Origin of the sequence: Mesorhizobium sp. M7A.F.Ca.MR.245.00.0.0 (assembly GCF_003997415.1) — a bacterium.
In the GTDB taxonomy this organism is placed as follows: domain Bacteria; phylum Pseudomonadota; class Alphaproteobacteria; order Rhizobiales; family Rhizobiaceae; genus Mesorhizobium.
This window is the reverse complement of the sequence record NZ_RZTE01000008.1, coordinates 156,848-183,115: the sequence shown is the minus strand read 5'-3', so window position 1 is coordinate 183,115 and position 26,268 is coordinate 156,848. Positions and strand designations below refer to the sequence as shown.

General features: G+C 64.3%; 25 protein-coding genes and 1 pseudogene. 14 read left to right on the top strand and 12 right to left on the bottom strand.

Annotated elements, in window-relative coordinates:
* Positions 1–155 precede the first annotated feature (155 nt).
* Positions 156–1,055, top strand: a complete 900-nt coding sequence (locus EOB80_RS12215; protein WP_127327781.1) for a LysR substrate-binding domain-containing protein — start codon at positions 156–158, stop codon at positions 1,053–1,055.
* Here the strand turns inward: EOB80_RS12215 and EOB80_RS12210 are convergent.
* Complete coding sequence (locus EOB80_RS12210) at positions 1,052–1,513, bottom strand: Lrp/AsnC ligand binding domain-containing protein (protein ID WP_127327780.1); 462 nt, start codon at positions 1,511–1,513, stop codon at positions 1,052–1,054. The two genes, EOB80_RS12215 and EOB80_RS12210, sit on opposite strands and share 4 nt — an antisense overlap.
* Before the next feature lie 127 nt (positions 1,514–1,640).
* Here EOB80_RS12210 and EOB80_RS12205 point away from each other — a divergent pair, with 127 nt between their 5' ends.
* Positions 1,641–2,636 carry an ornithine cyclodeaminase family protein gene (locus EOB80_RS12205; RefSeq protein WP_127327779.1) on the top strand — a complete coding sequence of 332 codons (996 nt, stop codon included), beginning with the start codon at positions 1,641–1,643 and terminating at the stop codon, positions 2,634–2,636.
* 126 nt (positions 2,637–2,762) lie between these two features.
* On the opposite strand, the gene EOB80_RS12200 is transcribed toward EOB80_RS12205, so the two are convergent.
* Complete coding sequence (locus EOB80_RS12200; protein ID WP_127327778.1) at positions 2,763–3,380, bottom strand: XRE family transcriptional regulator; 618 nt, start codon at positions 3,378–3,380, stop codon at positions 2,763–2,765.
* Between the two features lie 131 nt (positions 3,381–3,511).
* Between EOB80_RS12200 and EOB80_RS12195 the strand changes: the two genes are divergently transcribed.
* From EOB80_RS12195 to EOB80_RS12185, 3 genes are read left to right on the top strand one after another with little or no spacing between them, the layout of a single operon-like run.
* Positions 3,512–4,645: an FAD-binding oxidoreductase gene (locus EOB80_RS12195; RefSeq protein WP_127327777.1), complete on the top strand. Its 1,134-nt coding sequence runs from the start codon at positions 3,512–3,514 to the stop codon at positions 4,643–4,645.
* Positions 4,646–4,700: 55 nt separating this feature from the next.
* Positions 4,701–6,302 (top strand): ABC transporter substrate-binding protein, encoded by a 1,602-nt coding sequence (locus tag EOB80_RS12190; protein WP_127327776.1) that lies wholly within the window; start codon positions 4,701–4,703, stop codon positions 6,300–6,302.
* Positions 6,303–6,305: 3 nt separating this feature from the next.
* Positions 6,306–7,487 carry a serine hydrolase domain-containing protein gene (locus EOB80_RS12185; RefSeq protein ID WP_245466338.1) on the top strand — a complete coding sequence of 394 codons (1,182 nt, stop codon included), beginning with the start codon at positions 6,306–6,308 and terminating at the stop codon, positions 7,485–7,487.
* On the opposite strand, the gene EOB80_RS12180 is transcribed toward EOB80_RS12185, so the two are convergent.
* Complete coding sequence (locus EOB80_RS12180; RefSeq protein ID WP_127327775.1) at positions 7,484–8,197, bottom strand: 3-keto-5-aminohexanoate cleavage protein; 714 nt, start codon at positions 8,195–8,197, stop codon at positions 7,484–7,486. The genes EOB80_RS12185 and EOB80_RS12180 overlap by 4 nt on opposite strands.
* A 320-nt stretch (positions 8,198–8,517) precedes the next feature.
* On the opposite strand from EOB80_RS12180, the gene EOB80_RS12175 reads away from it, so the two are divergent.
* Positions 8,518–8,712 carry a hypothetical protein gene (locus tag EOB80_RS12175; RefSeq protein ID WP_164748793.1) on the top strand — a complete coding sequence of 65 codons (195 nt, stop codon included), beginning with the start codon at positions 8,518–8,520 and terminating at the stop codon, positions 8,710–8,712.
* 54 nt (positions 8,713–8,766) lie between these two features.
* Here EOB80_RS12175 and EOB80_RS12170 read toward each other — a convergent pair whose 3' ends face one another.
* A complete protein-coding gene (locus tag EOB80_RS12170; protein WP_127327774.1) occupies positions 8,767–10,884 on the bottom strand; it encodes an EAL domain-containing protein in 2,118 nt (705 codons plus the stop codon).
* A 249-nt stretch (positions 10,885–11,133) separates the two neighbouring features.
* On the opposite strand from EOB80_RS12170, the gene EOB80_RS12165 reads away from it, so the two are divergent.
* Both EOB80_RS12165 and EOB80_RS12160 read left to right on the top strand, forming a co-directional pair.
* Positions 11,134–11,583 (top strand): ester cyclase, encoded by a 450-nt coding sequence (locus EOB80_RS12165; RefSeq protein WP_127327773.1) that lies wholly within the window; start codon positions 11,134–11,136, stop codon positions 11,581–11,583.
* 92 nt (positions 11,584–11,675) lie between these two features.
* Positions 11,676–12,932, top strand: a complete 1,257-nt coding sequence (locus EOB80_RS12160) for a phosphatase PAP2 family protein (protein ID WP_245466337.1) — start codon at positions 11,676–11,678, stop codon at positions 12,930–12,932.
* 95 nt (positions 12,933–13,027) lie between these two features.
* Here the strand turns inward: EOB80_RS12160 and EOB80_RS12155 are convergent, their stop codons facing one another.
* Positions 13,028–13,234 (bottom strand): hypothetical protein, encoded by a 207-nt coding sequence (locus tag EOB80_RS12155; protein ID WP_245466336.1) that lies wholly within the window; start codon positions 13,232–13,234, stop codon positions 13,028–13,030.
* Here EOB80_RS12155 and ada point away from each other — a divergent pair.
* The 4 genes from ada (at position 13,233) to EOB80_RS12130 (ending at position 16,191) form a co-directional block, all read left to right on the top strand.
* On the top strand, positions 13,233–14,348 hold the full coding sequence (gene ada / locus EOB80_RS12150) for a bifunctional DNA-binding transcriptional regulator/O6-methylguanine-DNA methyltransferase Ada (RefSeq protein WP_127327772.1): 1,116 nt from the start codon (positions 13,233–13,235) through the stop codon (positions 14,346–14,348). The genes EOB80_RS12155 and ada overlap by 2 nt on opposite strands.
* Positions 14,349–14,366: 18 nt before the next feature.
* On the top strand, positions 14,367–14,576 hold the full coding sequence (locus EOB80_RS12145) for a hypothetical protein (RefSeq protein WP_245466335.1): 210 nt from the start codon (positions 14,367–14,369) through the stop codon (positions 14,574–14,576).
* A 578-nt stretch (positions 14,577–15,154) separates the two neighbouring features.
* A complete protein-coding gene (locus EOB80_RS35240; RefSeq protein WP_245466334.1) occupies positions 15,155–15,451 on the top strand; it encodes a methylated-DNA--[protein]-cysteine S-methyltransferase in 297 nt (98 codons plus the stop codon).
* Positions 15,448–16,191, top strand: a complete 744-nt coding sequence (locus EOB80_RS12130; RefSeq protein WP_127327770.1) for a 2OG-Fe(II) oxygenase — start codon at positions 15,448–15,450, stop codon at positions 16,189–16,191. Before EOB80_RS35240 ends, EOB80_RS12130 begins: the two co-directional genes overlap by 4 nt.
* A 17-nt stretch (positions 16,192–16,208) precedes the next feature.
* Here EOB80_RS12130 and EOB80_RS12125 read toward each other — a convergent pair whose 3' ends face one another.
* Entirely contained in the window at positions 16,209–16,808 is a 600-nt protein-coding gene (locus tag EOB80_RS12125; RefSeq protein ID WP_127327769.1) for a dihydrofolate reductase family protein, read from the bottom strand.
* 103 nt (positions 16,809–16,911) lie between these two features.
* Between EOB80_RS12125 and EOB80_RS12120 the strand changes: the two genes are divergently transcribed.
* Together EOB80_RS12120 and dinB are read left to right on the top strand one after the other, a co-directional pair.
* Positions 16,912–17,328 carry a helix-turn-helix domain-containing protein gene (locus tag EOB80_RS12120; RefSeq protein ID WP_127327768.1) on the top strand — a complete coding sequence of 139 codons (417 nt, stop codon included), beginning with the start codon at positions 16,912–16,914 and terminating at the stop codon, positions 17,326–17,328.
* Positions 17,329–17,448: 120 nt separating this feature from the next.
* Complete coding sequence (gene dinB / locus EOB80_RS12115; RefSeq protein WP_127327767.1) at positions 17,449–18,696, top strand: DNA polymerase IV; 1,248 nt, start codon at positions 17,449–17,451, stop codon at positions 18,694–18,696.
* 79 nt (positions 18,697–18,775) lie between these two features.
* Here dinB and EOB80_RS12110 read toward each other — a convergent pair whose 3' ends face one another.
* From EOB80_RS12110 to EOB80_RS35235, 6 genes and pseudogenes are all read right to left on the bottom strand, one after another.
* A complete protein-coding gene (locus EOB80_RS12110; RefSeq protein WP_127327766.1) occupies positions 18,776–20,869 on the bottom strand; it encodes an alpha/beta fold hydrolase in 2,094 nt (697 codons plus the stop codon).
* A 439-nt stretch (positions 20,870–21,308) separates the two neighbouring features.
* Positions 21,309–22,910, bottom strand: a complete 1,602-nt coding sequence (locus tag EOB80_RS12105) for an FGGY-family carbohydrate kinase (protein ID WP_127327765.1) — start codon at positions 22,908–22,910, stop codon at positions 21,309–21,311.
* A 174-nt stretch (positions 22,911–23,084) separates the two neighbouring features.
* Positions 23,085–23,813 carry an SDR family oxidoreductase gene (locus tag EOB80_RS12100; RefSeq protein ID WP_127327764.1) on the bottom strand — a complete coding sequence of 243 codons (729 nt, stop codon included), beginning with the start codon at positions 23,811–23,813 and terminating at the stop codon, positions 23,085–23,087.
* A gap of 22 nt (positions 23,814–23,835) precedes the next feature.
* Positions 23,836–25,095 carry a sugar ABC transporter permease gene (locus EOB80_RS12095; protein ID WP_127327763.1) on the bottom strand — a complete coding sequence of 420 codons (1,260 nt, stop codon included), beginning with the start codon at positions 25,093–25,095 and terminating at the stop codon, positions 23,836–23,838.
* Positions 25,092–25,922, bottom strand: a complete 831-nt coding sequence (locus EOB80_RS12090; RefSeq protein ID WP_127327762.1) for an ATP-binding cassette domain-containing protein — start codon at positions 25,920–25,922, stop codon at positions 25,092–25,094. Before EOB80_RS12090 ends, EOB80_RS12095 begins: the two co-directional genes overlap by 4 nt.
* Positions 25,923–26,015: 93 nt before the next feature.
* Positions 26,016–26,268: pseudogene (locus EOB80_RS35235) on the bottom strand (ABC transporter substrate-binding protein); the annotation flags it as partial.

Below are 26,268 nucleotides of genomic sequence, written 5' to 3'. Positions count from 1 at the left end.
CCACCACAGCTACTTTTTCTACACTCATCGGATTTTCCTCTCAGGGTTGGCGGGCACCGCAAGCGGTGTTTTCGGGAGTTGAACGTCGATATAGCTGGTTTTCCCCGCTGGTTCGAACCAGAATGCCTGAAATCAACCTGTAGAAAAACTCCTGCATGCCCGAAGCCTTCCTCAGCCTGCCGCCATTGAATGCGCTGCGCGCCTTCGAAGCCTCGGCGCGTCATCTCAACTTCCGCATCGCCGCCGAAGAGCTCAATGTCACGCAAGGGGCGGTCGCCCAGCACATTCGCGGGCTGGAAGCCGATCTCGGCACAAAGCTGTTCGAGCGGCTGCCGCGCGGCCTGGCGCTGACCGATGAGGGCCGCGCCTATGTCCCCAACATCCGCCGCGCCTTCGACCTGATCTCGGAGGCGACGCTGCTGCTTCGTCCCGAGCCGGCGCGGCTGACGATCAGCGTGACGCCGAGCTTCGCTACCAAATGGCTGATCCCGAGATTGCACGACTTCGTCGCGCACAACCCGCTGGTCGATTTGCGCGTGCTGGCCAGCGAGAGCCTGTCGAGCTTTCAAACCGATGGCGTCGACATCGCGGTCAGGCAAGGCCGCCCGCCCTTCGGCGCTGGGCTGATCGTCGACCTGCTGTTTCCCCAGCAGATCGTCGCCGTCTGCAGCCCGGCCTTGCTGCCGGAAGGTGTTGCTGAAATCGCAGCCTCCGAAATCCAGCACCATGTGCTGCTGCACGATGCCCACAATCTGTGGCCGGAATTCATGGAGAAAGCGGTCGGCCTGAAGATGACGACCGAATTGAAACGGATGCGCTTCAACCAGACGGGCCTGGCCATCGACGCGGCCGTCGCCGGCCAGGGCATTGCGCTGGCCAGCCGCTTCCTCGTAGCCGCTGATCTCGCCACGGGCCGCCTGGTTCAGCCCGTCAGCGGCGAAATGCGCGGCACGCAGGATTTTTATGTCGTGATGCCGAGAAAACAGCGCCACCCCGAGCCGACGCAAGCCGTGCGGCAATGGTTGCTGGATGCGGGAGAAAGGCCGCCGCTCTAGATCGGCAGCAAGGCGTCGGGCTTCACATTGGCGATCGAAGCGTAGGTGTGTGTCTCCCGCACCCCGGGCAGCGGCAGGATGACGCGCTGCAGGAAATCCTGGAACATCGCCATGTCGGCGATGCGCGCCTTGACCAGATAGTCGAAGCCGCCGACCACCATGTGGCATTCGATGATCTCGGGCGCCCGCAGAACCGCCTCGGCGAAGCGGTCGAACACATGCGGCGCCGTGTGGTCGAGCCGCACCTCGATGAAGACGAGCTGCGCCTGCCCGATCCGAGCAGGATCGAGCACCGCGCGCACGGCGCGAATGAAGCCTTCGGCGAACAGCCGCTTGACGCGCAGCGTCGCCCCGGTCGGCGACAGACCGACCCGGCGCGCCAGATCGAGCGTCGTGCGGCGGCCGTCCTCCTGCAACAAACGTAGCAGCGAGCGGTCGATACGGTCGAGATCGTCCATTTCAGGATTCACACTTTTTGACCAGAACAAACGTGATAATCACGCCAAAATAGCAAAAGCAGTATATTTCATCACGCTCCCGGACCGCAATACCGTTGTCGTGCAACCGACAACGAAAGCGGATCCCATGACATCAGCGATATCGACCTCCCGCAGCGCCCAGGCCAAGGGTGACATGCCCGTACTCATCCTGAGCGAGGCCGAGGTGAAAACCTGCATCGACCTGCGCCAGCTTCTCGACGTACTCGCCGGCGGCTTCAAGGCCTTGTCCGGCGGCAAGGTGGTCAATCCGGCACGGCCGCAGCTCGATGTTCCGCAGGCCGGCTATTCGCTGGCGATGTCGGCATGGATAGCGGGCATGCATCTGACGGTGAAGATCGTCAACGTCTTCGAGGGCAACGTCGCCAAAGGTATCCCCAGCCACCTCGCCACCATCCATCTGTTCGACCCGCAGACGGGCATGCCGGTCTGCGTCATGGACGGCACCTACATCACCGCCGTGCGCACCTCCGGCTCGGCCGTGCTTTCGGTGCGTGAACTCGCCCGCCGCGACGCCAAGGTCGCGACGGTGGTCGGCGCCGGTGTGCAGGCCGGCCAGCATCTGCATCTTTTGCCGCTGGTGCGCGATTTCGCCGAAATCCGCGTTGTCTCCAAGGAATTTTCAGATGCGCAAGCACTTGCCGCGCAACATCCGGGTGTCGTTGCCGTCGCCGATATCGAGGCCGCGGTGCGTTCGTCCGACGTCGTCTGCCTGGCAACGCATTCCTATGCGCCGGTGATCTCGGCCGAATGGGTGCGGCCGGGCACCCATGTCTCGTCGGTAGGCGTCGCCCCGCCGGGCGGCGAATTGCCGGTCGAGCTTGTCGGCCGGGCCAGCCTGTTCGTCGAGACCAGGGATGCCTTTGCCCCGACGCCGGTCGGCTCTTGCGAACTGGCGGGCATTGATCCGAAAGCCGGAATCGAGCTCGGCGACATGCTGCTCGGGCGGCGGCCGGGACGGGTCAGCGCCGATCAGGTCACCGTCTACAAGGCCATGGGCGTCGCCATGGAAGACATGGTGGCCGCCGATCTCGCCTACCGCGAGGCGGTTCGGCGGGGAATGGGACGTGTAGTTGCGCTGTAGTGGAGCCGCTCAATTGTTGAAGCCAGCGCCGCCCGTCGATAGGATCGTCCTTCTCCCCGTTTACGGGGAGAAGATGGCGGCAGCCAGATGAGGGGCAGCACCAACGTGGAGGGTTGGGACCTGCCCCTACCCCTCCACCGTCTCCAGCACGCTCAGCAACGCGCCCTCCATGTCAGGCTCGTCGCCGGAGCAGACGCACAGCATCTCGGCGTCGCCCTCGCCCACCGACAGGTAGGCGTGACCCATAGTGGAATCGATATAGACGCTGTCGCCCTGTTTCAGCCGCACCGGCGCGTACTGGTCGGTGTGCAGTTCGATCTCGCCCTTGAGCACGATCAAAAATTCCTCGCCGGCATGCCTGGTCAGCGGGCCGAATTCCTGCGGCGTGCGGGCGCGTGCATAGGCGTGGATCGGCACCATGCGCTTGCGCACCAGATCGGTGGCCAGATAGCGGTAATCGTAGTTGCGGGTCAGCTGGCGCAGCGTGTTGGACTGCGAGGTCACCGAACGGCGGGTGCGCGCGGCCGGCTGCTTGCGGTCGCCGCTCAGCAGCTCGGTGACATGGATGCTCAGCCCCTCGCAGATCTGCAGCAGCTTGTCGTAGCTCAGCGACATCTGGTCGTTCTCGACTTTGGACAGCGTCGACACCGCGACGCCGGTCAGCGTGCTGACCTCCTGCAAGGTCCAGCCATGCGTCTTCCTCAAGCCGCGCAGACAATCACCGAGGTTCGGTTGCTCCGACATCGTCAGCTCCGTTGCGCGGCCACTGAGCCGCTTCTCCTAGTAGTCCAACTCCCTGCCGCCATCAACAACGCTAATAATTTTCTTATACGCTAAATATTGACTGGATACGAAATTATTTCTACCCCTAGAACATGCAGTCCAAGTCTCTCCAAAAAACCGTCGTCATCGGCGGCGGCATTGCCGGCCTTTCGCTGGCGGCGGCCGTGCAATCCTGGGCCGAGATCACCGTGCTCGAGCGCGAGCCGCATCTCGGCTACCACGCCAGCGGCCGCTCCGCGGCGCTGTTTTCCGAAACCTATGGCAATGCGCTGGTGCGGGCGCTATCGCTGGCCAGCCGACAGGCGATCATCAATGGCGGCTTCGCCGCCCACCGGCGCGGCGCGCTGCACGTCGGCGGTGTCGAAGACAGTGCAGCCGTCGACCGCATGGCGGCCGAGATGCAGGCGCTGGTGCCGAGCGTACGGCGCCTGTCAGCAGCAGAAGTCACCGCGCTGGTGCCGGTCATCGCCACGGCAACCACCTGCGGCGGCGTGCATGAACCCGGCGCGCTCGATGTCGACACGGGAAAGATGCTTGCAGCTTCAGCCTCCGCGCTCAAGGCCGGCGACGGCGTGATCCGCACCGGCGAGGAAGTGCTGGAGATTTCCCGCGTCGCAAACGGCTTCAGCGTCACCACCAATGCCGGCGCCTACCAGGCCGACATCGTCGTCGACGCCGCTGGCGCCTGGGTCGATGTCGTCGCCGGGCTGGCCGGTCTCGGCGGTCTCGGCTTCCGGCCGAAGCGCCGCACCGCCTTCCTTTTCGATCCGCCCGCCGGCACCGACATCAGCGCCTGGCCGCTGGTGGTCGATTTGCATGAACAATTCTACTTCAAGCCCGATGCCGGCAGGCTGATCGGCTCGCTGGCCGACGAGACCGATTCCGAACCCTGCGACGCCTATCCGGAAGACATCGACGTCGCCATCGCCGTCGACCGCATCGAACAGGCGACGTCGCTGCGAATCGGCCGTCCGTCGACGCCGTGGGCTGGCCTGCGCACCTTTTCGCCCGACCGCACGCCGGTTATCGGTTTCGACCCTCGCCTGCCCGGCTTCTTCTGGCTCGGCGGCCAGGGCGGCTACGGTTTCCAGGTGTCGCTGACGCTGGCGCGGCTGGGTTCGGCGCTGCTGCGCGGCCAGCCGCTGCCGGACGATCTCACGGCTCGCGGTATCACCTCCGCCGCGCTTGCGCCCGACCGTTTCATCACCCCGGCGGCGACGCCATGAACTTCACCGGCCTGCCCTTCCCTCAACCCGTAAAGTGTCATCAGGAGCGTTTGCGATGAAATCCGTTCTGCGCGCAGTCCTTACCTCGTCCTTGCTGGCCTCGTCCGTCCTTCTTGGCGGACAGGCCTACGCCAAAACCCTGGTCTATTGCTCGGAAGCCAATCCCGAAACCTTCAACCCGGCGATCGGCACGGCGGACTCCACCATGGATGCCGCCGCCAAGACGATCTTCAACCGGCTGGTCGAGTTCAAGCCTGGCACGACCGAGGTCGGGCCGGCGCTGGCCGAAAGCTGGGAGGTCTCAGCCGACGGCAAGATCTACACGTTCCACCTACGCCACGGCGTGAAATTCCAGTCGAACGACCACTTTACACCGTCGCGCGAGTTCAATGCCGACGACGTGCTGTACACCTTCAACCGCCAGCGCGACGCCAGCAATCCCTACCACAAGCTCGGCGGCGGCGCTTACGAGTACTTCAACGCACTCGGCATGGGCTCGCTGATCGACAAGATCGACAAGGTCGACGACCACACCGTGCGCTTCACCCTGACGGCGGCCAATGTCACCTTCCTGCCCGGCATCGCTCTCGACTATCTCTCTATCCTGTCGTTGGAGCAGACCGAAAAGATGGTCGCCGCCGGCACGCCGGAACTGATCGATAGCGAGCCCGTCGGCACCGGCCCGTTCGTGCTGCAGGCCTATGTCCCCGACAGCCAGATCCGCTACGCCGCCAACAAGGATTATTGGCGCGGCCCGCCGAAGATCGACACTCTGGTGTTCGCCGTCACGCCCGAACCGACCACGCGCGTCGAGCGTCTCAAGGCCAATGAGTGCCAGGTCGCCGCCCCGCCCCCGCCCAGTGCAGTCGCCGATTTGCGCACCGATCCCGACATCACCGTGCTCGACCTCAAGGGCCAGAACATCGGCATTCTCGGCTTCAATGTGGAACATCAGCCGCTCGGCGATGTGCGCGTGCGCATGGCGCTGGCCAAGGCCGTCGACCGCAAGGCGATCGTCGACGCCGTCTATGCCGGCGCCGGCACGGTCGCCGGCAGCGTCGTGCCGCCGGCGCAGATCGGCGCCGTCACCGATGCCGGCATCGACTATGACCCGGATGGCGCGAAGGCGCTGCTGAAGGAAGCCGGCCACGAGAGCGACCTGAAAATCAGCCTGTGGGCGATGCCGGTATCGCGGCCCTACAATCCCAATGCCAAGCGCATGGCCGAGATGATCCAGGCCGACTGGGCGAAAGTCGGCGTCAAGGCCGAGATCGTCAGCTTTGAATGGGGCGAATATCTTAAGCGCACCGCGGCGGGCGAACAGGACGCCTATCTGCTCGGCGGCAGCAGCGACAATGGCGACCCCGACAACATGCTGAGCTACCTGCTGTCCTGCGACGGCGTGAAGGGCGGCTCCAACCGCTCGCGCTGGTGCGATCCGGCCTTCGAGAAGCTGCTGCAGGACGGTCGCGTCGCCGCCGATCCGAAACAGCGCGCCGACATCTACGCCAGGGCGCAAGCGATCCTGAAGGTCGAGGTGCCGGTGGCGCCGATCGCCCATTCGGTGGTGGCGATCCCGATCCGCAAGAGCGTGCTCAACTACGTGCTCGACCCCTTCGGCCGGCAGAACTTTGCCGCGGTCGATATGACGGAGTGAAGCTTGGCGACCCTGCCCTCGGGCTCGGCCCGAGGGCGCACCGGCACCTATGAAACCAGCAATTTGGCGGCGAAAGCGGAATCCATGCGTGAAGACCTGAACGCCCTCCTCAAGACCTATCTCACCGATGGTGCGGTAGGCGCCTCGCTCGCCTACTCGACAGGCGCCGCACCAACCGCCCTCACTGCCGGCCTCGCCGACCGGGAGCATGGCATTGCCGTCTCGCCCGACCGCCTGTTCAAGATCGGCAGTTGCACCAAGACCTTCGTCGCCGCCGCATTGGTCAAGCTCGCTCAGGACGGCAAGCTCGACCTCGGCGCGCCGATCGCCTCCTGGTTTCCCGACCTCCCGGGAGCAAAAGACATTTCGGTGCGCCAGCTGATCAACCACCGCAGCGGCCTGCCCGAGTTCGAATATTACATTCCGATGGATCCGAGCCGGCAATGGACGCCGCAACAGCTGGTCGACATAGCCTTCGTTTCCGACAAGCAGAAGGCGCCAGGCGGGCCCGCCGTCTACAACAACACCGGCTATGTTCTGGCCGGCATGGTGATCGAGGCTGTCTCCGGCCAGTCGCTGGGCGGCTATGTCAGAAGCGCGGTGCTGCAGCCGCTCGGCCTGGAGAATACCTGGTCGCCGGCAACCGAGGCCTTTCCGGAGAAATCGATGGTACGCGGCTATTACCACCGGCCGCCGCCGGCGGCGAATGCGCCCGCCGATATCGCCTCGGGCGGCGAGATGTGGCGCATGGATGGCGTGATGCCCTACTCCGATGCGCTGCAGGATTCCTCCGATTCATTCCCGTTCGGCGCCGCCTATGGCTGCGGCGACATGGTGTCGACGCCGTCGGATATGGTGGCCTTCATGCGCGGTCTCTTTTCCGGAAAGCTGCTGTCGCCGCCGTTCTTCGCCGAGATGTTTGAGCACCGTGTGCCGGCAAGCTTTCCAGGCACCCGCATGCGCGAAACCGGTGCCGGCATGTTCCAGAGCATCTATGCCGACCGCGCCTTCTACGGCCACCAGGGCAGCATTCCCGGCTATGTCGCCGTGATGCTGCACGATCCGATCTCGGGGTTGACCATCGCCATGACCAGCAATGTCGGCTCCGGCAACCGGCTGTCCTTCCAGGCCAGTGGCCTCCATCCGGTGGTCGATAAGGCAATCCAGATCATTCTGGAAAACTAGCCGCAAAAGATCGCTACGGCGGCAGCGACGATCGCCGCGTTGTCCTTCGCCACAGTTCCATCGGCGAGCGTATTGCCGTCTTCCAGACCGACCCGTGTCGACCAGCGCTTGCGATGCGCAAGCTTGACGAAGGGCCAGACAGTTGCATCGACGCCATGCAGCAGGATCGGCCGCCGTACCCCGGCGCGCTCGAGCACGGCGACGATGCCATGCGCTTCGTCGAGTGCAGCGGACAAGTCCGGGATGTCGATCTCGATCAGAATGCGCAGCACCTGGTCGTGGCCGGGAAGCGCTACGAAGCGCTCGGCATCGGCGACGACGGCAAGCCCCGCCTCGATGCCGACACCACGCTGGCGCAGCAGTTCCATCACGGCGGGCGCATCCGGTTCGGACAGGTTGACCGAAGCATAGTCGGGCAGGTCTCGCCAGCCGGCGATCGCCGTGCGGGTCCGCTCGACGTCGTTCTCGATCCAGGCGCCGGTCGACACGCCGACCAGTGTTCCCGGGCAGGTCCGGCGCACCGCCAGCACGGTGGCGTCGACGGCTGCCAGGCTTTCGCGCCCGTCAGTGCCGCGCGGATGGATGTGCAGTTCGGCCGCTCCAGCGGCGACGCAGGCTGCCGCATCGCTGGCCATTGCCTCGGCAGTCAGCGGCAGCTTCGGGTGGAAATCGCGCACGCGCGCGCCGTTGATGCAGGCCTGGACGATCATCGGTCTCACCTTGCGCAGGAAGTTGACAGTCTAATCACGCGGCGGTGAAGCCGCCAATCTCCCCCGTGTGGGGGAGATCTTCAATCTCATCAAGCGTGCAGGCTGCGAAACAGATCGAAAATCTGATTGTTCAGGTCGGCAGGACAGCGCCCCCCTTTATCCTGCCGGACATCTCCCCCACGGGGGGAGATTGGCAGCATCAACGCCGCGCGCCTCCCCGCAACATTCGGCGGCATTTGAATAAAAGCCGCTTGTGGATATTTACCCGGCGTTCCCTCGTCTCCGGCAAGGTCTTCTAGGGCGGGATCATGGAGGGACCATTGACCAGCGATTTTTCAGCCGCCCGCATCCACCTCGAACGAGCCTATCATTATCTGCAAGGCAACGACGAGACGAGTCGCGCGGCCTGTGAAGCGCTCGATCTGTTGATCGAAGCGGTGACGGAAGCGCAGCACAGGCGACCCGAGGCTGGAGTGCTGGAGTTTCCGCAATCGACGGCGCGGCGAACCGGATAGAATGCGGCGAGTTTCAGGTCAGTTCGGCCTGGCCTGAAACTCGCCGCACCCGGATCACGATGCCTTGCGGGCCGTCGCTCCCTTGGTCGCACGCGCGACAATTCGTTCCAGCGGCTCTGGCCGGTGCAGCAAAAATCCCTGGCCGAAGGCGACGCCCATGTCGCTCAACATGGCCAGCGTGTCCTGCTGTTCGATCTTCTCGCCGACCACGTCACAGCCGAGGCTGCGGGCGATGCTGGTGATGGCCAGCACGATCTCGCGGTCGAAACGGCTTTGCGTGATGTGTTCGATGAAGGAACCGTCGATCTTGATCGTGTCGACGGGGAACCGCCGGAGATATTCGAACGAGCTCATACCGGCGCCGAAATCATCGAGGCTGACCCGGCAGCGCCGCTCGCGCGCCTTGCGCACAAACTGTTCGGCGGCGTCGAAATTGGTGACGGCGGCGGTTTCGGTGATCTCGAAGCCGATGCCCGAATGCGGCGCCCCGGTTTCTTCTATGAAGTTGTCCACGAAGTCCCAAAGCTGCGGGTCGCTCAGCGTCTGCGCCGACAGATTGAAGCCAAGCGTCAACGCCCCCGAACGCAAGGCGGCACCATGCCGCGACAGCGCGGTGCGGATGATCCAGCGGTCGAGCCGCGACGCGATGCCGAACCGCTCGGCCACCGGAATGAACTCGCCGGGTGGCACCAGCCGGCCGTTGCGGGCGGCGAGCCTGGCCAACACTTCGACATGGCGGCTTTCCAGCCAGGGACGGCCCAGCCGATGGATTTCCTGGCCAAACAGCTTCAGCCTTCCGTCTTCCATGGCATCGACCGTATCGGCGACGACGCGCGCCGCGTTGAGGCCACCCGAACCCGATGCCGTATCGGTGGAGAAGACGGCAAATCGGTTCCGCCCGGCGGCCTTGGCCGCGTAGCAGGCGTCGTCGGCGCAGGCCAGCGCGTCGGCCACCGTCGTGTTGGCGTCATCGACGAAAGCGATGCCGATTGAGGCCGCCAGCTTGCGCGACGTGGCCGTCGATCCTAGTTCGGCATCGCGAACCGCGGCAAGTACCGCGTCGGCCAGCCTCCCGGCCTGCGCCGTATCGCAATTGGGCATCAGCAGCGCGAACTCGTCACCGCCCAGGCGCGCGGCATGCGCCGTCGGGGGAAGGCAGCCCAGAATGCCTAGGGCAACGCTTTTCAGTGCCAGGTCGCCGGCCGCGTGGCCGGCAAAATCGTTGAGCGCCTTGAAGTAGTCGAGATCGACGTAGAACACGGAAAGCGGCAGCAACTGCGGGGCCGCGATGTGATCGGCCAGCAGCCGGTCGAACGCGGCGCGGTTCAAGAGACCGGTGAGCGCGTCATGGCGGGCCGCATAGGCAAGCTCCTGCTCGCGCTGCTTGTCTTCGGTGATGTCGCGCACCGTGCCCAGGATCTGCCCCGCCAGCCGGCGGTCCGGGATTTGCGGGTCGGCGATGAAACGCAGCAGGGATTCTATGTGCCGGACCTCTCCGTCGCGCCGGACGATGCGGTATTGCACGGCGGTGACCTTGTCCGTTTCGAGCGGCACCAGATGCGCGCGCGACGCGGCCTCCTTATCGTCCGGATGCAGATAGCCGAACCAGTGGTCGCGCTCGACTTCGGCGGTGTCGGAGACAAGCCCGAAAATCTCCCTGGTGCGTTCGTCCCAATAGCTTTTGCCGGTGGCGAGGTCGTGGTGCCAGATGCCGGTACCGCTGGCGGCGAGCGCCAGGCGGAAGCGCACATTGACCTGCTCGAGTTCGGCTTCGGCCGCCTTCTGCTTGGAGATGTCGGTCTGCACACCCATCAGCCTGAGCGGCTTTCCCATCGCGTCGCGCTCGACGGCGCCACCGCGATCGAGCACCCACACCCAGTGTCCCTGCTTGTGCTTCAGCCGCAATTCGGTCTCGATGGCGTCGGTCAGGCCGGCAATGTGGCGGTCGCCGCTGGCCAGCGCCCGCTCGCGGTCGTCGGGATGGGTCAGTTGCAGCCACAGGTCGCTGGTGTTGGCAAGTTCGCTCTCATCGTAGCCCAGCATCCGCGCCCAGGTCGCGGAATAGAAGCAGTCGCCGGTTACAAGATCCCAGTCCCAGACACCAAGATGGGCGCGCTCCAGGGCCTTGGCCCAGAACGTTCCATTGCGACTTTTCTTGCCCTGACGCGCCATCGTCTGCTTCGCCTGCTCCACCGCAGGGCAATCTGCGGCAAAACCAGAGAAGAAACAGTTACCACGGCGATGGCGGGCTGCTTTGTTGGCTCCTCACCTGCCGCCTCTGCTCTTCGATTGGCCGGCAAGAACCGGAGTTTCGCATCGGCCGGATGTTCCTAGTCATGGCTCCAGGTCATCGGCCAATCCGGTGATCCCGGATCATCGGCGCCGCCGATGATCACATTGCAGAGACAAGAGGATCTTCCAATGACCAGACAAGAAGACAACAAGGCCGTCGTCGTCAGATGGTTCACCGACTTCTGGGGTGAAAGCTGCGACCTGTCCGTCGTCGACGACATCGCGGCACCCGACATGCTGCTGAAATACTCGCTGCACGAGCCGCGCCGCGGCCGCGACGACATCAAGGCCTTCATGAGCGGCTTCCGCGCCGCCTTCCCGGACCTCAACTTCTGGGCCACGGCCGACCTGATTGCCGAGGGCGACTATGTCGTCGGCCAGTGGGAGGGCGGCGGCACGCATACCGGCCCGGCCTTCGGCGATTTCCTCGCCGGCTCGCTGCCGGCCGCCACCGGCCGCACGATGCGTTTCACCGGCACCACGGTGCTGAAGGTGGTCGACGGCAGGATCGTCGAGGAGATCGGCCTCGATGACGGCGTCGCCGCCCTCACCCAGCTCGGTCTGATCAAGGTCGCCTGATCGAACGGTATGTTGAAAGAGGGCCATCGCCAACCCAGGCGATGGCTCCCTTAAGCTTAGCCGAAGCCCGATGGCGAGGCAGCCTGCAGCCGTTGAAAACCGACAATGACGGCAGCGCGTTGCGGCGCGACGCTTTCGTAAACAGGCTCTTTGCCAGCAAGAATTCTATCGGTCTAATATTTATAGATCTATTTGCCCGCAAGTGTAACCTGATGGTAATATATCGCCTGCGAAATAACCCAATTATTTTTTTGGACAACTGGGCGGAATGTCCTTCGATGAGTGAGCACACAGGTCAGCGCGGCAACAATCGCCGCCCAACTGCCATCCTTGACCTCGACATCGCGACAACCAGGAGCGGCTGGCTGCTGGTTGCCTTGTGTCTGACCTATGCCGTGACCGCTGTTTGCCTGCAGCCGGACCGCTACCTGCATCTGGCGCAATCCTATGCCAAGCCGTTCGCCTTTTTCCTGCCCGCGCTTCTGGCGGCGGGCCTTGGTGTGGCGGGGCTGGCATTTGCCCGGCATGCGCCGACGAGGTTCATCCTCGGCGTACTCAGGCACCGCTGGCTTGCAGCCGCACCCGTCATCTTCTTGTTCTTTCTCGGCGTCACCGCATTCACCACCTTGAAGGTCGCCATCCCGGACATGGTGCCGTTCTACGCCGACCGCGCCCTGGCGGACCTCGATCTTCGGCTGCATGGCGCCGATCCCTGGACATGGGCGCACAGCATCGTTTCCGAACCGGTGTCGGTCGCCATTTTCGCCGGCTATGGATATGGCTGGCTTCTGCAATGGTTCGGCGCCGTGCTCTTCGTCGCCTTCTGGAACAATCCGGTCGGGCGTTTGCGCTACCTATGGGCATTCGCGCTGACCACGATGCTGTGCGGCACCGTTCTCGCGACCCTGCTGTCGTCCGCCGGCCCGATATTCCACGACCAAATCTACGGCGGCGACCGGTTTGTCGCGCTGCAGGCCGCTCTGGCGCAGAAGGGCTACGGCGCGTCGGTCCATCTGTACGCCGATTACCTGTTTACAGCCTACCAGAGTGGCCGCCCGGAACTCGGCGGCGGCATCTCCGCCATGCCAAGCATGCACGTCGCGTTCGCCACGCTCAACGCGTTCTTCCTGGCTCGATTCGGCCGCCGGTGGGCAATCGCCGGCTGGTCCTTCGCGGCCTTCATCCTGTTCGGTTCGGTTTATACCGGCTGGCACTATGCCGTGGACGGCTATCTCTCGATTCTCGTGGTGTCCCTGCTCTGGTACGTAACGGGACGCTTCATCTTGCCGCAAGCGAGCCAGGACGTTGCCGACAGAGGGTTGGCCATTCCCGACCCGGCACCACAATGATGATCATATCTGGGCAGCGTTGCCGGGAGGCATACCCATACCGGGTCGGCTTCCGGTGACTCCCACGTCCATTCGTCGGCCGATCTGGCGACAGCTCAGGCGCGTTTGCGGGGCGATGACCCGATTACCTCGGCTAGAGCCTTTCGCGCCAAGTTGAACAGTTCCATGCGCGAATGAAGGGCTTCAACGGGATCGGGTGCTTCAATCGGGTAGTGCTTGTCCTCATAGGCCTCGATCAGAGTTGCGAGAACGTCAGGAAACGGGTGGCGAGACCGGCTTCCTGCGCCTTCAATGCCGGCCATGTTCATTACCCTGGCGAAAAATCTGAAATCCGCGCCGCTGCAAGCCGCCGACGATCCGCGCTGGGCGCGAATCGTCGCGCGCGACAAGTCGGCCGACGGCGCATTCTGGTATTCGGTGGCAACAACCGGCGTCTATTGCCGGCCTTCCTGCCCGTCTCGGCGCGCCAATCCGAAAAATGTGCAATTGCACGACACGCTCGATCAGGCCAGGGCCACCGGCTTTCGCCCGTGCCGACGCTGCGACCCGGATGGCCCGTCGCTCGAGGCCGGCAACGCGGCGATGGTCGCCGCTGCCTGCCGCAGGATCGAGCAGAGCCAGGAAGAACCGTCGCTGGCTGAGCTGGCTGATGCCGCCGGCCGCAGCGCCGGTTATTTCCATCGTATCTTCAAGGCGGCCACCGGGCTGACACCGAAGGACTATGCCGCCGCGCACCGCGCCGCCAGGGTTCGTCAGGGCCTGGAAGACGGCGCCAGCGTCACGACGGCGATCTACGTTGCCGGCTTCAATTCGAGCGGACGTTTTTATGAGAAATCCACTGGCATGCTCGGCATGACGCCGACGCGCTATCGCGCCGGCGGCGCCGATGAAGAGATCCGCTTCGCCGTCGGCGAGACCTCGCTCGGCGCCATCCTGGTCGCGTCCAGTCAAAAGGGCGTCGCCTCGATCCTGCTCGGCGACGATCCTGACGCACTGGTGCGCGACCTGCAGGACCGTTTCCCCAGGGCACGGCTAATCGGCGGCGATCACGACTACGAGGCGCTGGTCGCCCGCGTCGTCGGTTTCGTCGAAGTTCCGGCGCTCGGTCTCGATTTGCCGCTCGACGTGCGCGGCACCGCCTTCCAGCAGCGTGTCTGGCAGGCTTTACAAGACATCCCCGTCGGCCGCACGGTTTCCTATGCCGACATCGCGCAGCGCATCGGCGCGCCGAAGGCAACCCGTGCCATCGCCGCCGCCTGCGCCGCCAACAACCTTGCCGTCGCCATTCCCTGCCATCGCGTGATCCGCAGGGATGGCGACCTGTCCGGCTATGCCTGGGGCGCGGAGCGCAAACGCGCGCTGCTGGAGCGTGAGGCCGGCGAATCTGACAGCGCCTACCGATCCGCGCGGAGATGACGGCCAAGCATGCGCGCGATGGCAAGATCTCATGACAACGTCACCGATTGGACCGCCGCCGGCAAACGCGCCGAAAAGGCGAAATCCCAAGTCATGGCTGCCATCGGCGGACTTGTCGATGAGGGTAAGGCTGAGTGGAACCACACCGCAACCGGCGACATCGAGCTGCGGCTGCTGAGCGGTGAGGTATTCGTGCTCGGCGAAGTGTCGGTCACGCGTGTGGCATGAGCATGCTTGGCTGAAGTGCGGACGGTTCAAAATCAGCACTCTATGGCGCGCCCCTCTGTCCTGCCGGACATCTCCCCCACAAGGAGGGAGATTGGCAGTTCCGGCGCCGGCTCTCGTCCTGCAACGTTGGAGATTGGCGAAGGCGGTGGTGACAGCCAATCTCCCCACCCGTGGGGGAGATGTCCGGTAGGACAGAGGAGGGCGCCATAGAGCACCTACCTTTGCGCCTTTCAGGCAGATTTGAATTTGAAAGCAAGCACCGGAGTGAGACACGGCCGACACCGTGGCTAGGGTTCAGCCACAAACAAAGGAGTGAAGGCAATGAACCTTATACAAACCACTATGCCGATGGCCGCCTGCAACGTCGCCGCCCTCGGCACCATCGCCTATGCCATCGGCGAATCCCCCATCGGCAAAATCCTGGCGGCGCGCAGCGATATCGGCGTCTGCGCCATCCTGATCGGCTCGGATGCCGACACACTGGAGCAGGATCTCGCCAACCGCTTCCCGGCAAGATACTGGCCAAGGACGAGGCCGCACTGCGCGACGATCTCGCGGCAATCGCGCGCTTCATCGAAATGCCCGGCGTCGGCTTCGACCTGCCGTTCGACCTGCGCCACGGCACGCCATTCCAGCAGCGCCTGTGGGAAGCGTTCCGAAGCATCCCGTGCGGCGCCACCACCACCTACACCGCGCTGGCCCGCCGTCTCGGCCAGCCGAACGGCGCCCGCGCCGTGGCGACGGCTTGTGCGGCCAACGCCATCGCGCTCGGCATACCCTGCCACCGTGTTGTCCGCGCCGACGGCACGCTGTCGGGCTACCGCTGGGGCGTCGAGCGCAAGCGCGCTCTGATCGACAAGGAGGCTACGATATGAATGCCCATGCCAAGGTTGCCGCATCGGCGGTTGAAGCTGCTCAGACACGTGTTGCCGATTACGACTGGCCCGCCCTTGCCGCCGAACTCGACGGCTTCGGCTGCGCGGTGATTGAAAATCTGCTGTCGCCCGAAGAGTGCCGGCAGATCGCCGGCCTCTATCCCGAGGAGAAGCATTTCCGCAGCCACATCCATATGGCCAGGCACGGCTTCGGCAAGGGCGAGTACCGCTATTTCCGCTATCCCTTGCCCGACCTCCTGGGTGGCATGCGCAGCGCGCTCTATCCCAGGCTGGCCGAGGTCGCCAATGGGTGGAACGAGCGCATGGGGCAGGCCATGCGTTATCCCGCGACGCATGCCGCGTTTCTCGATCTCTGTCATGCCGCCGGCCAGACGCGGCCGACGCCGCTGCTGCTGCAATATGTGCCTGGCGACTTCAACTGCCTGCACCAGGATCTCTATGGCGACCTCGCCTTTCCGCTGCAGGTGGCGATCCTGCTCTCCGAACCGGGCCAGGATTTCAGCGGCGGCGAGTTCGCGCTGACCGAGCAGCGGCCACGCATGCAGAGCCGGGTCGAAGTGGTGCCGCTGCGCCAGGGTGACGCCGTCGTCTTTGCCGTCCACAACCGGCCGGTGCAGGGCACCAAGGGCAATTACCGGGTCAACCTGCGCCATGGCGTCAGTCGGCTGCGCTCAGGAATGCGCCACACCGTAGGCATCATTTTTCACGATGCGAAGTGAGCAGGGAGAAGACCCCCTCACCCCGCCGGCGCGTAGCGGTTGACCACCATGCCGCAGGCATAGGCCTTTGAGCCGAGCAGCCGCAGGTTTGTAAAACCGCCCTGATCAAAAAGCCGGCGGCCCGCCCCAAGCACCGCCGGGTTGACGAACAGCTGAAACTCGTCGACCAGCCCGGCCGCGATCAGTGCCGATGCGAAACCGGCGCCGCCGAACACGGCCATGTCGCCGCCCTCGCCCGCTTTCAGCGCATCGACTTCGCGCGGCAGGTCGCCGCTGGCCACGCTGGTGCGCTCCCAAGCCGGCTTCCAGTCCGATTGCTTGAGCTTGTTGCTGAGCACCACCTTGCGGGCGTCGACGATGCGCTGCGCAAAGGCGTAGAACGGATCGCGCGGAAACTTCCTCGCCGCATTGCCCCAATGGGTGAGATAGCCCTCCTGCGCCATCTTGCGGCTGAGCAGGATGGTATCGACGCCTGCGAAGACAGCGTTGAAGTCCTGCTTCAGCGCACCGTCCCAGGCGCTCTCGTCGCCCCACTCCCAGAGCTGCCAGGAATGCTCCTCATTGGCGCCGACAAAGCCGTCGACCGACGTCTGCATCTGCAGGACCAGCTTTTTCACCGTCATTCTCCTCACGGCCATCGCAAAACAGTTTACATTTGGAACCGTTGACGCAAGGTCAAAACGATGTCAATAGTAAAGTGATTTAAAAACGGAACCATAGATGTCGACGCGCGAAAAGTCCGGCTGCCCGATCAACCTGTCGCTCGAACTGATCGGCGACCGCTGGACGCTGCTCATCATCCGCGACATGGTCTTCGCCGGGAAAAAGCACTTTCGCGAATTCCTGCAATCCGACGAAGGCATTTCCTCGCGCACGCTGGCCGAGCGACTGCAAACGCTTCAGGAGCAAGGCGTCCTCACCCGAAGCGACGACCCGACGCATGGCTTGAGAACGGTCTACCGGCTGACCGAAGCAGGCATCGACCTCTTGCCGGTGCTGGCGACGCTCGGCGCCTGGGGCAGCAAGCACCGCAAGGCCGACGACAAGCTGGCCAGGATTGCCGACGAGTTGGCGACAGGCGGCGAAGCGGCGCTGGAAAAGATGAGACCGGCGCTGAGAGCGGAGCATATTGTCTAGGCGGTTGCGTTCAAGCCGAACCGGCATGGCTGTTGCCGCACAAATCGCCCTTCGCTTGACAACGATCCACCTTTGTTCTTTATTTGTTCCAATCTATCAGCAACTGCGGATGTGCGGTCGATGGAAACGACAGCCACCATCCTGCATGCCGATCTCGACGCTTTCTACGCCTCGGTCGAGCAGTTGCTCGATCCGTCGCTGCGCGGCAAGCCGATCGCGGTGGGCGGCGGCGTCGTGCTCGCCGCTTCCTATGAGGCGCGCGCCTTCGGCGTGCGCGGCGGCATGCCGGGGCGCAAGGCGCGCGAACTCTGCCCGCAATTGATCTTCGTCGGCGGCAATTTCAGCCACTACCAGCGGCTGGGCGATGCGGCGATCAAAGTGCTCGACGATTTTACGCCTGTGGTCGAGCGCATTTCCATCGACGAGGCGTTTGCCGATGTCGCCGGCTGCACGCATCTGTTCGGCTCCCCGCAACAGATCGCGACAACCATCCGCCGCCGCGTGCGGGCCGAACTCGGCCTGCCGATCTCGATCGGCGTGGCGTGCACCAAGCACCTGGCCAAGATTGCCTCGCAGGTCGCCAAGCCCGACGGACTGGTCGTCGTAGAACCCGGCACCGAGCTCGCCTTCCTGCATGATCTGCCGGTCGGTCTGATGTGGGGCGTTGGCCCGGCCACCAGGGCGCGGCTGGCCGAAATCGGCGTCGAGACCATCGGCCAACTGGCCAGGACGCACAGCGGCGCGCTGACGCGCCTGCTCGGTCCCGCCGCCGGCGAAAAGCTCGCCGCGCTGTCATGGAACCGCGACTCGCGAAAGCTGGAGACGAAGCGCCGCGCGCATTCGGCCGGCGCCCAATCGGCGCTTGGCCAGAAGCCCGCTGTGGCACGGGTTATCGTGCCGACTCTGCTGCATCTGGCCGACCGCGTCGCCAGCCGGCTGCGCGCCAAGGCAAGGCCCGGCCGCACGGTGACGGTACGCGTGCGCTTTGCCGATCTCCGCGCCGTCACCCGTTCGATCACGCTTGACCAGCCGATCTCGGCGACCGCGATGCTGGCCGAGATCGCCGGCGATCTGGTGCGCGGCGTGCTCGCCGATAATCCACACGAGAAAACGATCTCGCTGCTGGCGATCTCGGTCTCGCATCTCGAGGAAAGCTTCGAGTTGCAGCTCGACCTGCCGCTTGGCCTCGCTGACGAGAAACACCGGCCCGGCACGAAGAAGGGCCTGGCACGCTTCGACGCGGACCGCGCCATCGACAAGATCCGCGAGCGCTTCGGCAAACAGGCCGTCGGCTACGGCACGGTGGCGCTGGAGGCGGCACGCTCGGTTCCCGACGAATTCAGGGAATTGGCGCAGAAGGAGTTGTGACGGCCAGCCCTTGACCGACCGCACAAAATGGCAGCGGCGGGTTAGCTGATCTGCCGACGCAGCCAAGGTTCCAAACTCGTCAGGGAGCTGACCATGCGACCGAATAAAACTGCAAGCTTTCCGTGGCGTCACCAACCGTTGTTTGGCCACGCTCTTCAAAAGACAGACCAGAACCCGCTGCCAGATCACGGACTATCCGCGACGCAATGATCTCACCCGGCAAGGCTTGACCAAGCATGACCGAGGCCAAGTCGATGGCGATGCCGGTGAAGTCATCGCCGTGCTTTTCGCACTCGCCAATATGCACAGCGGCACGAAGGACAAGACCGAATGGCTCCATCCTGTTGCGGATCGCGAACGCGCACTGGACCGCACGCGTCGGCCGGTGGAAAACGGCGAGGAAGCTGTTTGCGCTACGTCGAATTTCTAGGCCTTCCGCAAGGTCCAGTTCGACGCCTATTTCGTTGTTGTGCCAGTGCGCCAGTAGCGGTCCATGATCAGCATGGGCGAGTTCTGGCCGCGATTCGACGATCTCGGCGCACAGAACGGTGACGAGCACGCGCTCGTCCGGGCCTACTGGCAGCGCTCCAGCAACAAAGGCTTGGATCTCATCGATAAGGCGATCGCAATCGTGTCCCCAGATCACGTGGTCGTCGCCTGCAAGCTCGACATATCTTGCGCCTGCAATATGCCTTGCCAGATATCGCCCCTCCTCCACCATGACCCAGCGATCGCCCGTTCTGTGTACAATAAGTGTCGGCACGTGAATGGCTGGAAGGATGGAGCGGACGTCGATTTCGGTGCTCCAGCGCCACAGCGAGATTGCGTCGGCCGGTGAGGCTGAATTGCGCAGGAAAGCAGCAAACCACTCCTTCTCGAATGCGTCCTTCATCAAGCTCGGCGCCGCATTGCTCAGATCCGCCGGCTCGCCCCAGTCGCGCTCGATGATGGCGAGTTCGGCTTCCATCTGTTCCCTGGTCTTGGCCCAGGGATAATCCGGCGACCATATGCCCCGGGCAAACGCACCGTTGAGCACAAGTCCTGCCGTTCGCTCGGGATAGGTCGCGGCAAACAGCATGCACATGTTGCCGCCCTCGGAACTGCCGAACAAAACAGTGCGCTGCGACCCGACGGCATCCAGCACAGCCCGAACATCTTCCATGCGCTCTTCAAGGGTTGAAACCCCGGCCGTACGGTCGGACAAGCCAGTGCCTCGCTTGTCGATGCGGATCAAACGACAGAATCTACCCAGGCGATGCAGCACATGTGCCAACCTTGGCGATTCCCACGCCAGGTCGAGATTGGACACCCAGCCCGGCACATAAATCACGTCGACGGGGCCGTTACCGGTCACCTGATAGGCTATGTTGCTGCCCGCCGATTTGACATAATGGGTTGGGGGCCGCGTTGATTGTGCCTCGGACGCTGGCGGGGCAGACACGCTCGGCGCCGCGCGGCGCGAACGAAGCTGATCATACAGCTCTTTTGTTTCCCGTTCGGGCTGCAGGTGCAACTGGCGCTGCAGTCCATCGCGGCAACGCTCATATTGCTTCAGCGCCAGATTGACCCTGCCTTGGGCTGCAAAGGCCTGCATCAGCATCCGATGAACGTCTTCGCGCAGCGGCTCCCAGGTCAGTAGACGCGTCGCCACTTCCACGCAGGATGCATGATTATCAACTTCAGAATAGGTCACCACGAGTTTTTCGAGCACCACGACCGCCTTCGCCCGCAGCCGCTCTCGCTCCACCCGTAACCAATCCTCGAAGGGCTCTTCCTTGAGACCGAACCCATCGAGGAGATCGCCGCGATAGAGGGCCATTGCCTGTTCCAGATCATGTGGGGTCGAGCGGGCGGCCAACGCCTCGAACCGAGCAACATCGACATCGACATCGTCGAGGTTGAGCGTGATGGTATCACCGTCAGCAAGGAACCGTCCGCCCTTGGCGGAGGGCATCGCCTTGCGGATCATCGACAAGGCCTGCCGCAAGTTCATTCGGGCCTGCGGCTCGCCATTGCTTCCCCAAAGCAGGGCAGCCAATTTTTCACGTGAGTGGGAATGGCCTGCCTGCAGTGCAAGATAGGCCACCATCGCACGGGTCTTGCGGCCGAACACCGGCGCTGCCGCCGCATCATCGGCGAAATCGAAACCGCCCAGCAGGGAGAGGTGCGCCATCGGATTCGCCTCAGCAAAGCTTCAGCGCTGATCCTTCATCTTAGCTGCCGCTAATTTCAACGGAGATTCGCATACCGCACCATTTTTCACGATTCTATCACGCCGGCGGCGACACCTGGCTCACGGCACGGATGCACTTTGCAGCGGACGAAACAGATATTTCACAAGGAGGACGCTATGCTGCCGCATCCTACCGACTGGCCACCACTTTGGTATGGTGATCCCTGGCTAACGTCTCGCTCTGGCAACGCCGTCAATTTCCAGCGTTACGACCTGGCACTGGGGTGTTACCTCGAAAAGCAGGCGGCCAATCGTGTATCGGCTCCCGACAGCGTCGGCCAGCTGCGCCGCCTAATCCACATGATCCGCGGGCGTTTGGCCAAGAGGTCAATTGGAGATGCCGCGGCGCCGCCTCACGCTATTACCGACAGCGGGAAATTCAGCCCCTGATCGCCTTGCCCGCCTGCTGCAGCAGTTCGAACGCCGCGAAGCGCTTGGCGTGCCAGCCGGCCAGCGTGGCATCGGGATGATAGACCTCGCCGAGTTCCGACATGCCGGCCATCGCCCGCGTCAGATCCTTGTAGGCACCGGCGGCGACCGCGCCCAGCATCGCCGAGCCGAGCAGCACCGGTTCCGGCGAGGTCGACGCCACCACCACCATGCCTGTGGTATCGGCAAGCAGCTGGCGCACCAGCGGGCTTTGGCCGGCGCCGCCGCTGACCACGATGGTGTCGACGGCAATGCCCTTGTCATGCTCGGCCCGCACGATCTGGCGCGCGCCATAGCCCAGCCCGCAAACCCCGGCGACATAGAGCCCGACCAGGCTGTCGAGGCTGGTGTCGAGATCGAGCCCGGCAATCAGCGCGCGCGCCTCCGGGTCGGCGAAAGGTGCGCGGTTGCCGAGAAACTCCGGCACCACATGGATGCCGCCGACCAGCGCCGGCGTTGCCGCGGGCCCATTGCGGCTTTGCGCCTGCAACGACAGCCAGGCGCTGAGGCTGAACCCCTCGGCTTGCGCCTTGGCGGTCGCTTCGCCAGCCGCGGGATGCATGCGCACCAGATGGTCGATAGCAGCACCGGCTGCCGACTGGCCGCCCTCGTTCAGCCACAGGCCCGGCACCATGGCCGAGAAATACGGACCCCAGACGCCGTCGACGAAGGCCGGCGCCGCGGTCGACGACATGGTGCAGGCCGAGGTGCCGAAAACATAGGCCATGCGCGACAGAACGCTGCCGAACTCGCCGCGCGCACCGACCGTACCGACGCCACCGGCATGCGCATCGATCAGGCCGGCCGCTACCGCGGTGCCGGGGACGAGGCCAAGGTCCGCAGCCGCCTGCGCGGTCAACCCGCCGCCAAGTGCGCCACCTGCCGGCACGATCTGCGTGCCGATGCGCGCGAACCCCTCGTCGGCCAGGCTCCCTAGTCCGATGGTGCGGAAATAGGCCTCGTCCCAGCGGCTTTCATGCGCCAGATAGGTCCATTTGCAAGTCACCGTGCAGACCGAGCGGGCAAGGCTGCCGGTCGCCCGCCAGGTGAGGAAATCGGGGAGGTCCATGAACTGCCAGGCGGCGTTGAACGTGTCGGGCAGGTTTTCGGCCAGCCAAAGGAGTTTCGGCGTTTCCATCTCCGGCGAGATGACGCCGCCGACATAATTCAGCACCGCCTCTCCGCTGCGGTTGATGCGGCGCGTCTGCTCGACCGCGCGGTGATCCATCCAGACGATGATGTTGCGTTCCGAATTGCCGGATCTGCTCACCGGCAGCGGCACGCCGCCCTCGCCCAACACCACCAGCGAACAAGTGGCGTCGAACCCGATGCCGGCGATCGCCTCGGGCGCCACGCCCGATTGAGCGACCGCTTCGCGTGTAGCCGCGCAAACCGCCCGCCAGATGTCGTTGCTCGACTGCTCGACAATGTCGCCGGCCTCGCGCCAGGCCTCGATATCGCGCTTGGCAGAGGCGAGCATGTTTCCAGTGTGGTCGAACACCCCGGCCCGCGCGCTGCCGGTGCCGACGTCGATGCCGAGGAAATTAGGCATGGGGGAAACCTTCGGTTCAGGGCAGTAGGCAGTAGGCAGTAGGCAGTAGGCAGTAGGCAGTAGGAGATTAGCGAGTTGGGATAGGGAGCAAGAAGCGTTTTCGACAGCAAGGTGGTGCCTTTATCTTCCCCCTACTGCCTACTGCCTACTGCCTATTCCCTATTCCTCACCCACTCACAAATCATTGCTCTGCGGCAAAATCACCAGATCGCGGATCGTCACGTTGCGCGGGCGGGTCAGCATGAACATCACCGCTTCGGCCACTTCGCGCGGCTGCATCAGGCCCCCGGCGGCGAGTTCTTCCTCGAGCTTGGCCTTCGGCCAGTCGTCGACCAGTGCCGTCACCACCGGGCCGGGCGCCACCGCACCGACGCGCAGGCCGTGCTTGGCTACCTGCCGGCGCACCGTGTGGACGAAGGCCTGCACGGCGTGCTTGGAGGCCGTGTAGATCGGCTCCCACACCACCGGAACCAGTCCGGCGATCGAACTGGTGACGATGATGTCGCCGGTCTTGCGCTCGATCATGTGCGGCAGCACCGCCTGGATCGAGCGGAAGCAGGCATTGATGTTGAGGTTGAGCATGCGGTCCCAGGCGTCGGGATCGCCGGTCGCCACCTCGCCGCCGACATAGGCGCCGGCATTGGCATGGAAGATATCGAGCTGGCCGGCCTTCTCCAGAATCTGCGGCATCATGGTGGCGACGCTGGCCGGCTGCATCAGGTCGATGACCAGCGGGATCGCCTTGGGGCCGAGTTCGGCGCACAGTTTGTTCAGCGTCGCCTCGGCGCGGTCGACCAGCACCACGGTGGCGCCCGCCGCCAGCATGTGCCTGGCGCATTCGAGGCCGATGCCTGATGCCGCGCCGGTGACGGCGGCAACTTTTCCGGACAGTTCTTCGCTCATGTCTTGCTTCCTGTTGATGGGTTCAGGCCCGGCCATGCGAGACACGCGAGCGGCGTGCCAGCGAGTCGACGATGACCGCGATGGCAAGCACGGCGCCGGTGATCATGTACCGAAGCGACGAGGACAGATCGAGCAGCGTCAGGCCACTGGCGATCGACTGAATGACGATGATGCCGAGCAGTGCCGAATACGCACTGCCGCGACCGCCGAACAGGCTTGTGCCGCCGATGACGGCTGCCGCGATGGCGTTGAGGTTGACGTCGCCGGTGCCGGCCTGCTGGCTGGCCGAGGCAAGGCGGGCCGCCGACAGCACGCCGCCGAAAGCAGCCAGCATCGAGCACAGCACGAAGGCGCTGGAATAGATCAGCCGCACATTGATGCCGGCGCGCCTTGCCGCCTCGCGGTTACCGCCGACCGCCGACATCGAGCGGCCCCATTTGGTCCGCGTCAGCGCGTAATGCATCGATATGACCAGGCCGACGAACAGGCCGAACATCCACGGAATGCCGCGCGCCTGGTTGAGATAGAAGACAATGAGTTCGAGGATGACCGTGATCACCACCGCGCGTGTAACCAGGCCGCCGGCCGATGGCGCCGACAGATTGGCGGCGCGGCGGCGCGTAACGGTGCGCAGGCCGGTGACCAGCATGACGATGCCGGGCACGGCCGCCAGAGCGAACGAAACAAATTTCGGCATCATCAGCAGCTGGCCGAAGTTCACCAGGTTCGAGCCGTAGGGCAGGTTGATCGAGCCGGTGGAACCCAGGATGTAGAGCTGCAGGCCGAGCACCGCCAGCAGGCCGGCAAGCGTCGAGACGAAGCTCGGCATGCCGAGCCGGTTGAACAGCAGCGCATAGAGTGCGCCGATGAAGCCGCCGACGGCGACGGCGGCCAGAATAGCGAGCGCCACCGGCCAGCCCTGGTTGACCCACAGTGTGCCGACCATCGCCGAGGCGAAGCCGCTGATCGAGCCGACCGACAGGTCGATTTCGCCGACCATCAAGACGCAGACGATGCCGAGCGCGATGACGCCGACGGTGGAGCAATCGAACAGCAGATTGACCAGATTGCTTGATGACAGGAAGATCGGGTTGATGCTGGCGAACACCGTCCAGATGATAACCAGCCCGACGATTACTGGCAGCGAACCGAGATCGCCGGAACGGACCCGGTCGAAGAACCTGCGGATGGCGCCGCCGATCCCGGCCTCATGCTTGACGCGCACATCGGCGCGGTCGAGCTGCGGCGGCACGGGGGCGGCCTGTTCGGCTTCGCGGCTCATGGGCGTGGCTCCTGGGTTTGGTCTTGCCTGGCAGTTTGAGCCTGGCGTCGCTCGGCACGCCGCGACACCGAATTGTTCGACGCGCCGGTGATGGCGCTGACCAGTTCCTGGTTCGAGGCATCGGGTGAGAAGATGCCGTTGTTGCGGCCAAGCCGCAGCACGACGATGCGGTCGGCGACGGCGCGCACGTCTTCCATATTGTGGCTGATGATGACGACGCCGAGGCCGCGGTCGCGCACGCGCTCGATCAGGTTGAGCACTTCCGCGGTCTGCGCCACGCCGAGCGCCGCCGTCGGCTCGTCGAGCAGGATGAGCTTGGGTTCGAGCAGCAGCGAGCGGGCGATCGCCACCGTCTGGCGCTGGCCGCCCGACAGTGACGCGACCACTTCGCGGACACTCGGGATGCGCGCCGAAAGCTCGTTGAGCAGCGTCCAGGCGCGCACTTCCATCGCCACCTCGTCCAGCCGCAGCGGGCTGAGCTCACGGCCGAGAAAGATGTTGGCGACGATGTCGAGGTTCTCGCACAGCGCCAGATCCTGGAACACGGTGGCTATGCCGAGCGTCAGCGCCGCACTCGGATCTGCAAGCGTCACCTGTTGGCCGCGATAATTGATGGTGCCCGAACTCGGCTGATGCACGCCGGCCAGGATCTTGACCAGGGTCGACTTGCCGGCGCCATTGTCGCCGACCAGCGCCACCACCTCGCCAGCATGGACATCGAGATCGATGTCGGTGAGCGCCGAAACGGCGCCGAAATTCTTCGAAACGCCGCGCAGGCTGAGCACCAGCTCGCCTGCCGGAACCGGTTCGTCCGGGGTATCGATCATGCCAGGAAGCCTTTCAAAACCGGTTCAAATGTCGGATGAGCGCTGCCTGGCCACCGCACGGTGGCCAGGCAGCGGAGCGGGCAAGGGTCGCGGTCAGTTCCCGATGCCCAGCTTCTTGCAGCCTTCCGCGTAACGATCGACGCAGAGTTCGGCCGCGGTGTTGATCTTCTTGTCGATGATCTCGGCCTTCAGGTTTTCCTGCGTCACCACGGCTGGCGTGAACAGCTGCGAGGGCGTGTCGTACAGCGTCATCTCGGCCTTCGGCGTCTCGCCCGAAAGCAGCTTGATGGCGATGTTGGCGGCGGCCGCTGCCACGATCTCGCTCGGCTTGGAGATGGTGTTGTAC

Excerpts from the sequence above, each read along its gene's own strand:
- EOB80_RS12130 (WP_127327770.1), top strand. The coding sequence starts at position 15,448 with ATGAATGCCCATGCCAAGGTTGCCGCATCGGCGGTTGAAGCTGCTCAG.
- EOB80_RS12145 (WP_245466335.1), top strand. The coding sequence starts at position 14,367 with ATGGCAAGATCTCATGACAACGTCACCGATTGGACCGCCGCCGGCAAA.
- EOB80_RS12180 (WP_127327775.1), bottom strand. The coding sequence starts at position 8,197 with ATGATCGTCCAGGCCTGCATCAACGGCGCGCGCGTGCGCGATTTCCAC.
- EOB80_RS12095 (WP_127327763.1), bottom strand. The coding sequence starts at position 25,095 with ATGAGCCGCGAAGCCGAACAGGCCGCCCCCGTGCCGCCGCAGCTCGAC.
- EOB80_RS12165 (WP_127327773.1), top strand. The coding sequence starts at position 11,134 with ATGACCAGACAAGAAGACAACAAGGCCGTCGTCGTCAGATGGTTCACC.
- dinB (WP_127327767.1), top strand. The coding sequence starts at position 17,449 with ATGGAAACGACAGCCACCATCCTGCATGCCGATCTCGACGCTTTCTAC.
- EOB80_RS12170 (WP_127327774.1), bottom strand. The coding sequence starts at position 10,884 with ATGGCGCGTCAGGGCAAGAAAAGTCGCAATGGAACGTTCTGGGCCAAG.
- EOB80_RS12190 (WP_127327776.1), top strand. The coding sequence starts at position 4,701 with ATGAAATCCGTTCTGCGCGCAGTCCTTACCTCGTCCTTGCTGGCCTCG.
- EOB80_RS12155 (WP_245466336.1), bottom strand. The coding sequence starts at position 13,234 with ATGGCCGGCATTGAAGGCGCAGGAAGCCGGTCTCGCCACCCGTTTCCT.
- EOB80_RS12205 (WP_127327779.1), top strand. The coding sequence starts at position 1,641 with ATGACATCAGCGATATCGACCTCCCGCAGCGCCCAGGCCAAGGGTGAC.
- EOB80_RS12100 (WP_127327764.1), bottom strand. The coding sequence starts at position 23,813 with ATGAGCGAAGAACTGTCCGGAAAAGTTGCCGCCGTCACCGGCGCGGCA.
- EOB80_RS12195 (WP_127327777.1), top strand. The coding sequence starts at position 3,512 with ATGCAGTCCAAGTCTCTCCAAAAAACCGTCGTCATCGGCGGCGGCATT.
- EOB80_RS12215 (WP_127327781.1), top strand. The coding sequence starts at position 156 with ATGCCCGAAGCCTTCCTCAGCCTGCCGCCATTGAATGCGCTGCGCGCC.
- EOB80_RS12110 (WP_127327766.1), bottom strand. The coding sequence starts at position 20,869 with ATGGCGCACCTCTCCCTGCTGGGCGGTTTCGATTTCGCCGATGATGCG.
- EOB80_RS12090 (WP_127327762.1), bottom strand. The coding sequence starts at position 25,922 with ATGATCGATACCCCGGACGAACCGGTTCCGGCAGGCGAGCTGGTGCTC.
- EOB80_RS35240 (WP_245466334.1), top strand. The coding sequence starts at position 15,155 with ATGCCCGGCGTCGGCTTCGACCTGCCGTTCGACCTGCGCCACGGCACG.
- ada (WP_127327772.1), top strand. The coding sequence starts at position 13,233 with ATGTTCATTACCCTGGCGAAAAATCTGAAATCCGCGCCGCTGCAAGCC.
- EOB80_RS12210 (WP_127327780.1), bottom strand. The coding sequence starts at position 1,513 with ATGGACGATCTCGACCGTATCGACCGCTCGCTGCTACGTTTGTTGCAG.
- EOB80_RS12120 (WP_127327768.1), top strand. The coding sequence starts at position 16,912 with ATGTCGACGCGCGAAAAGTCCGGCTGCCCGATCAACCTGTCGCTCGAA.
- EOB80_RS12200 (WP_127327778.1), bottom strand. The coding sequence starts at position 3,380 with ATGTCGGAGCAACCGAACCTCGGTGATTGTCTGCGCGGCTTGAGGAAG.
- EOB80_RS12105 (WP_127327765.1), bottom strand. The coding sequence starts at position 22,910 with ATGCCTAATTTCCTCGGCATCGACGTCGGCACCGGCAGCGCGCGGGCC.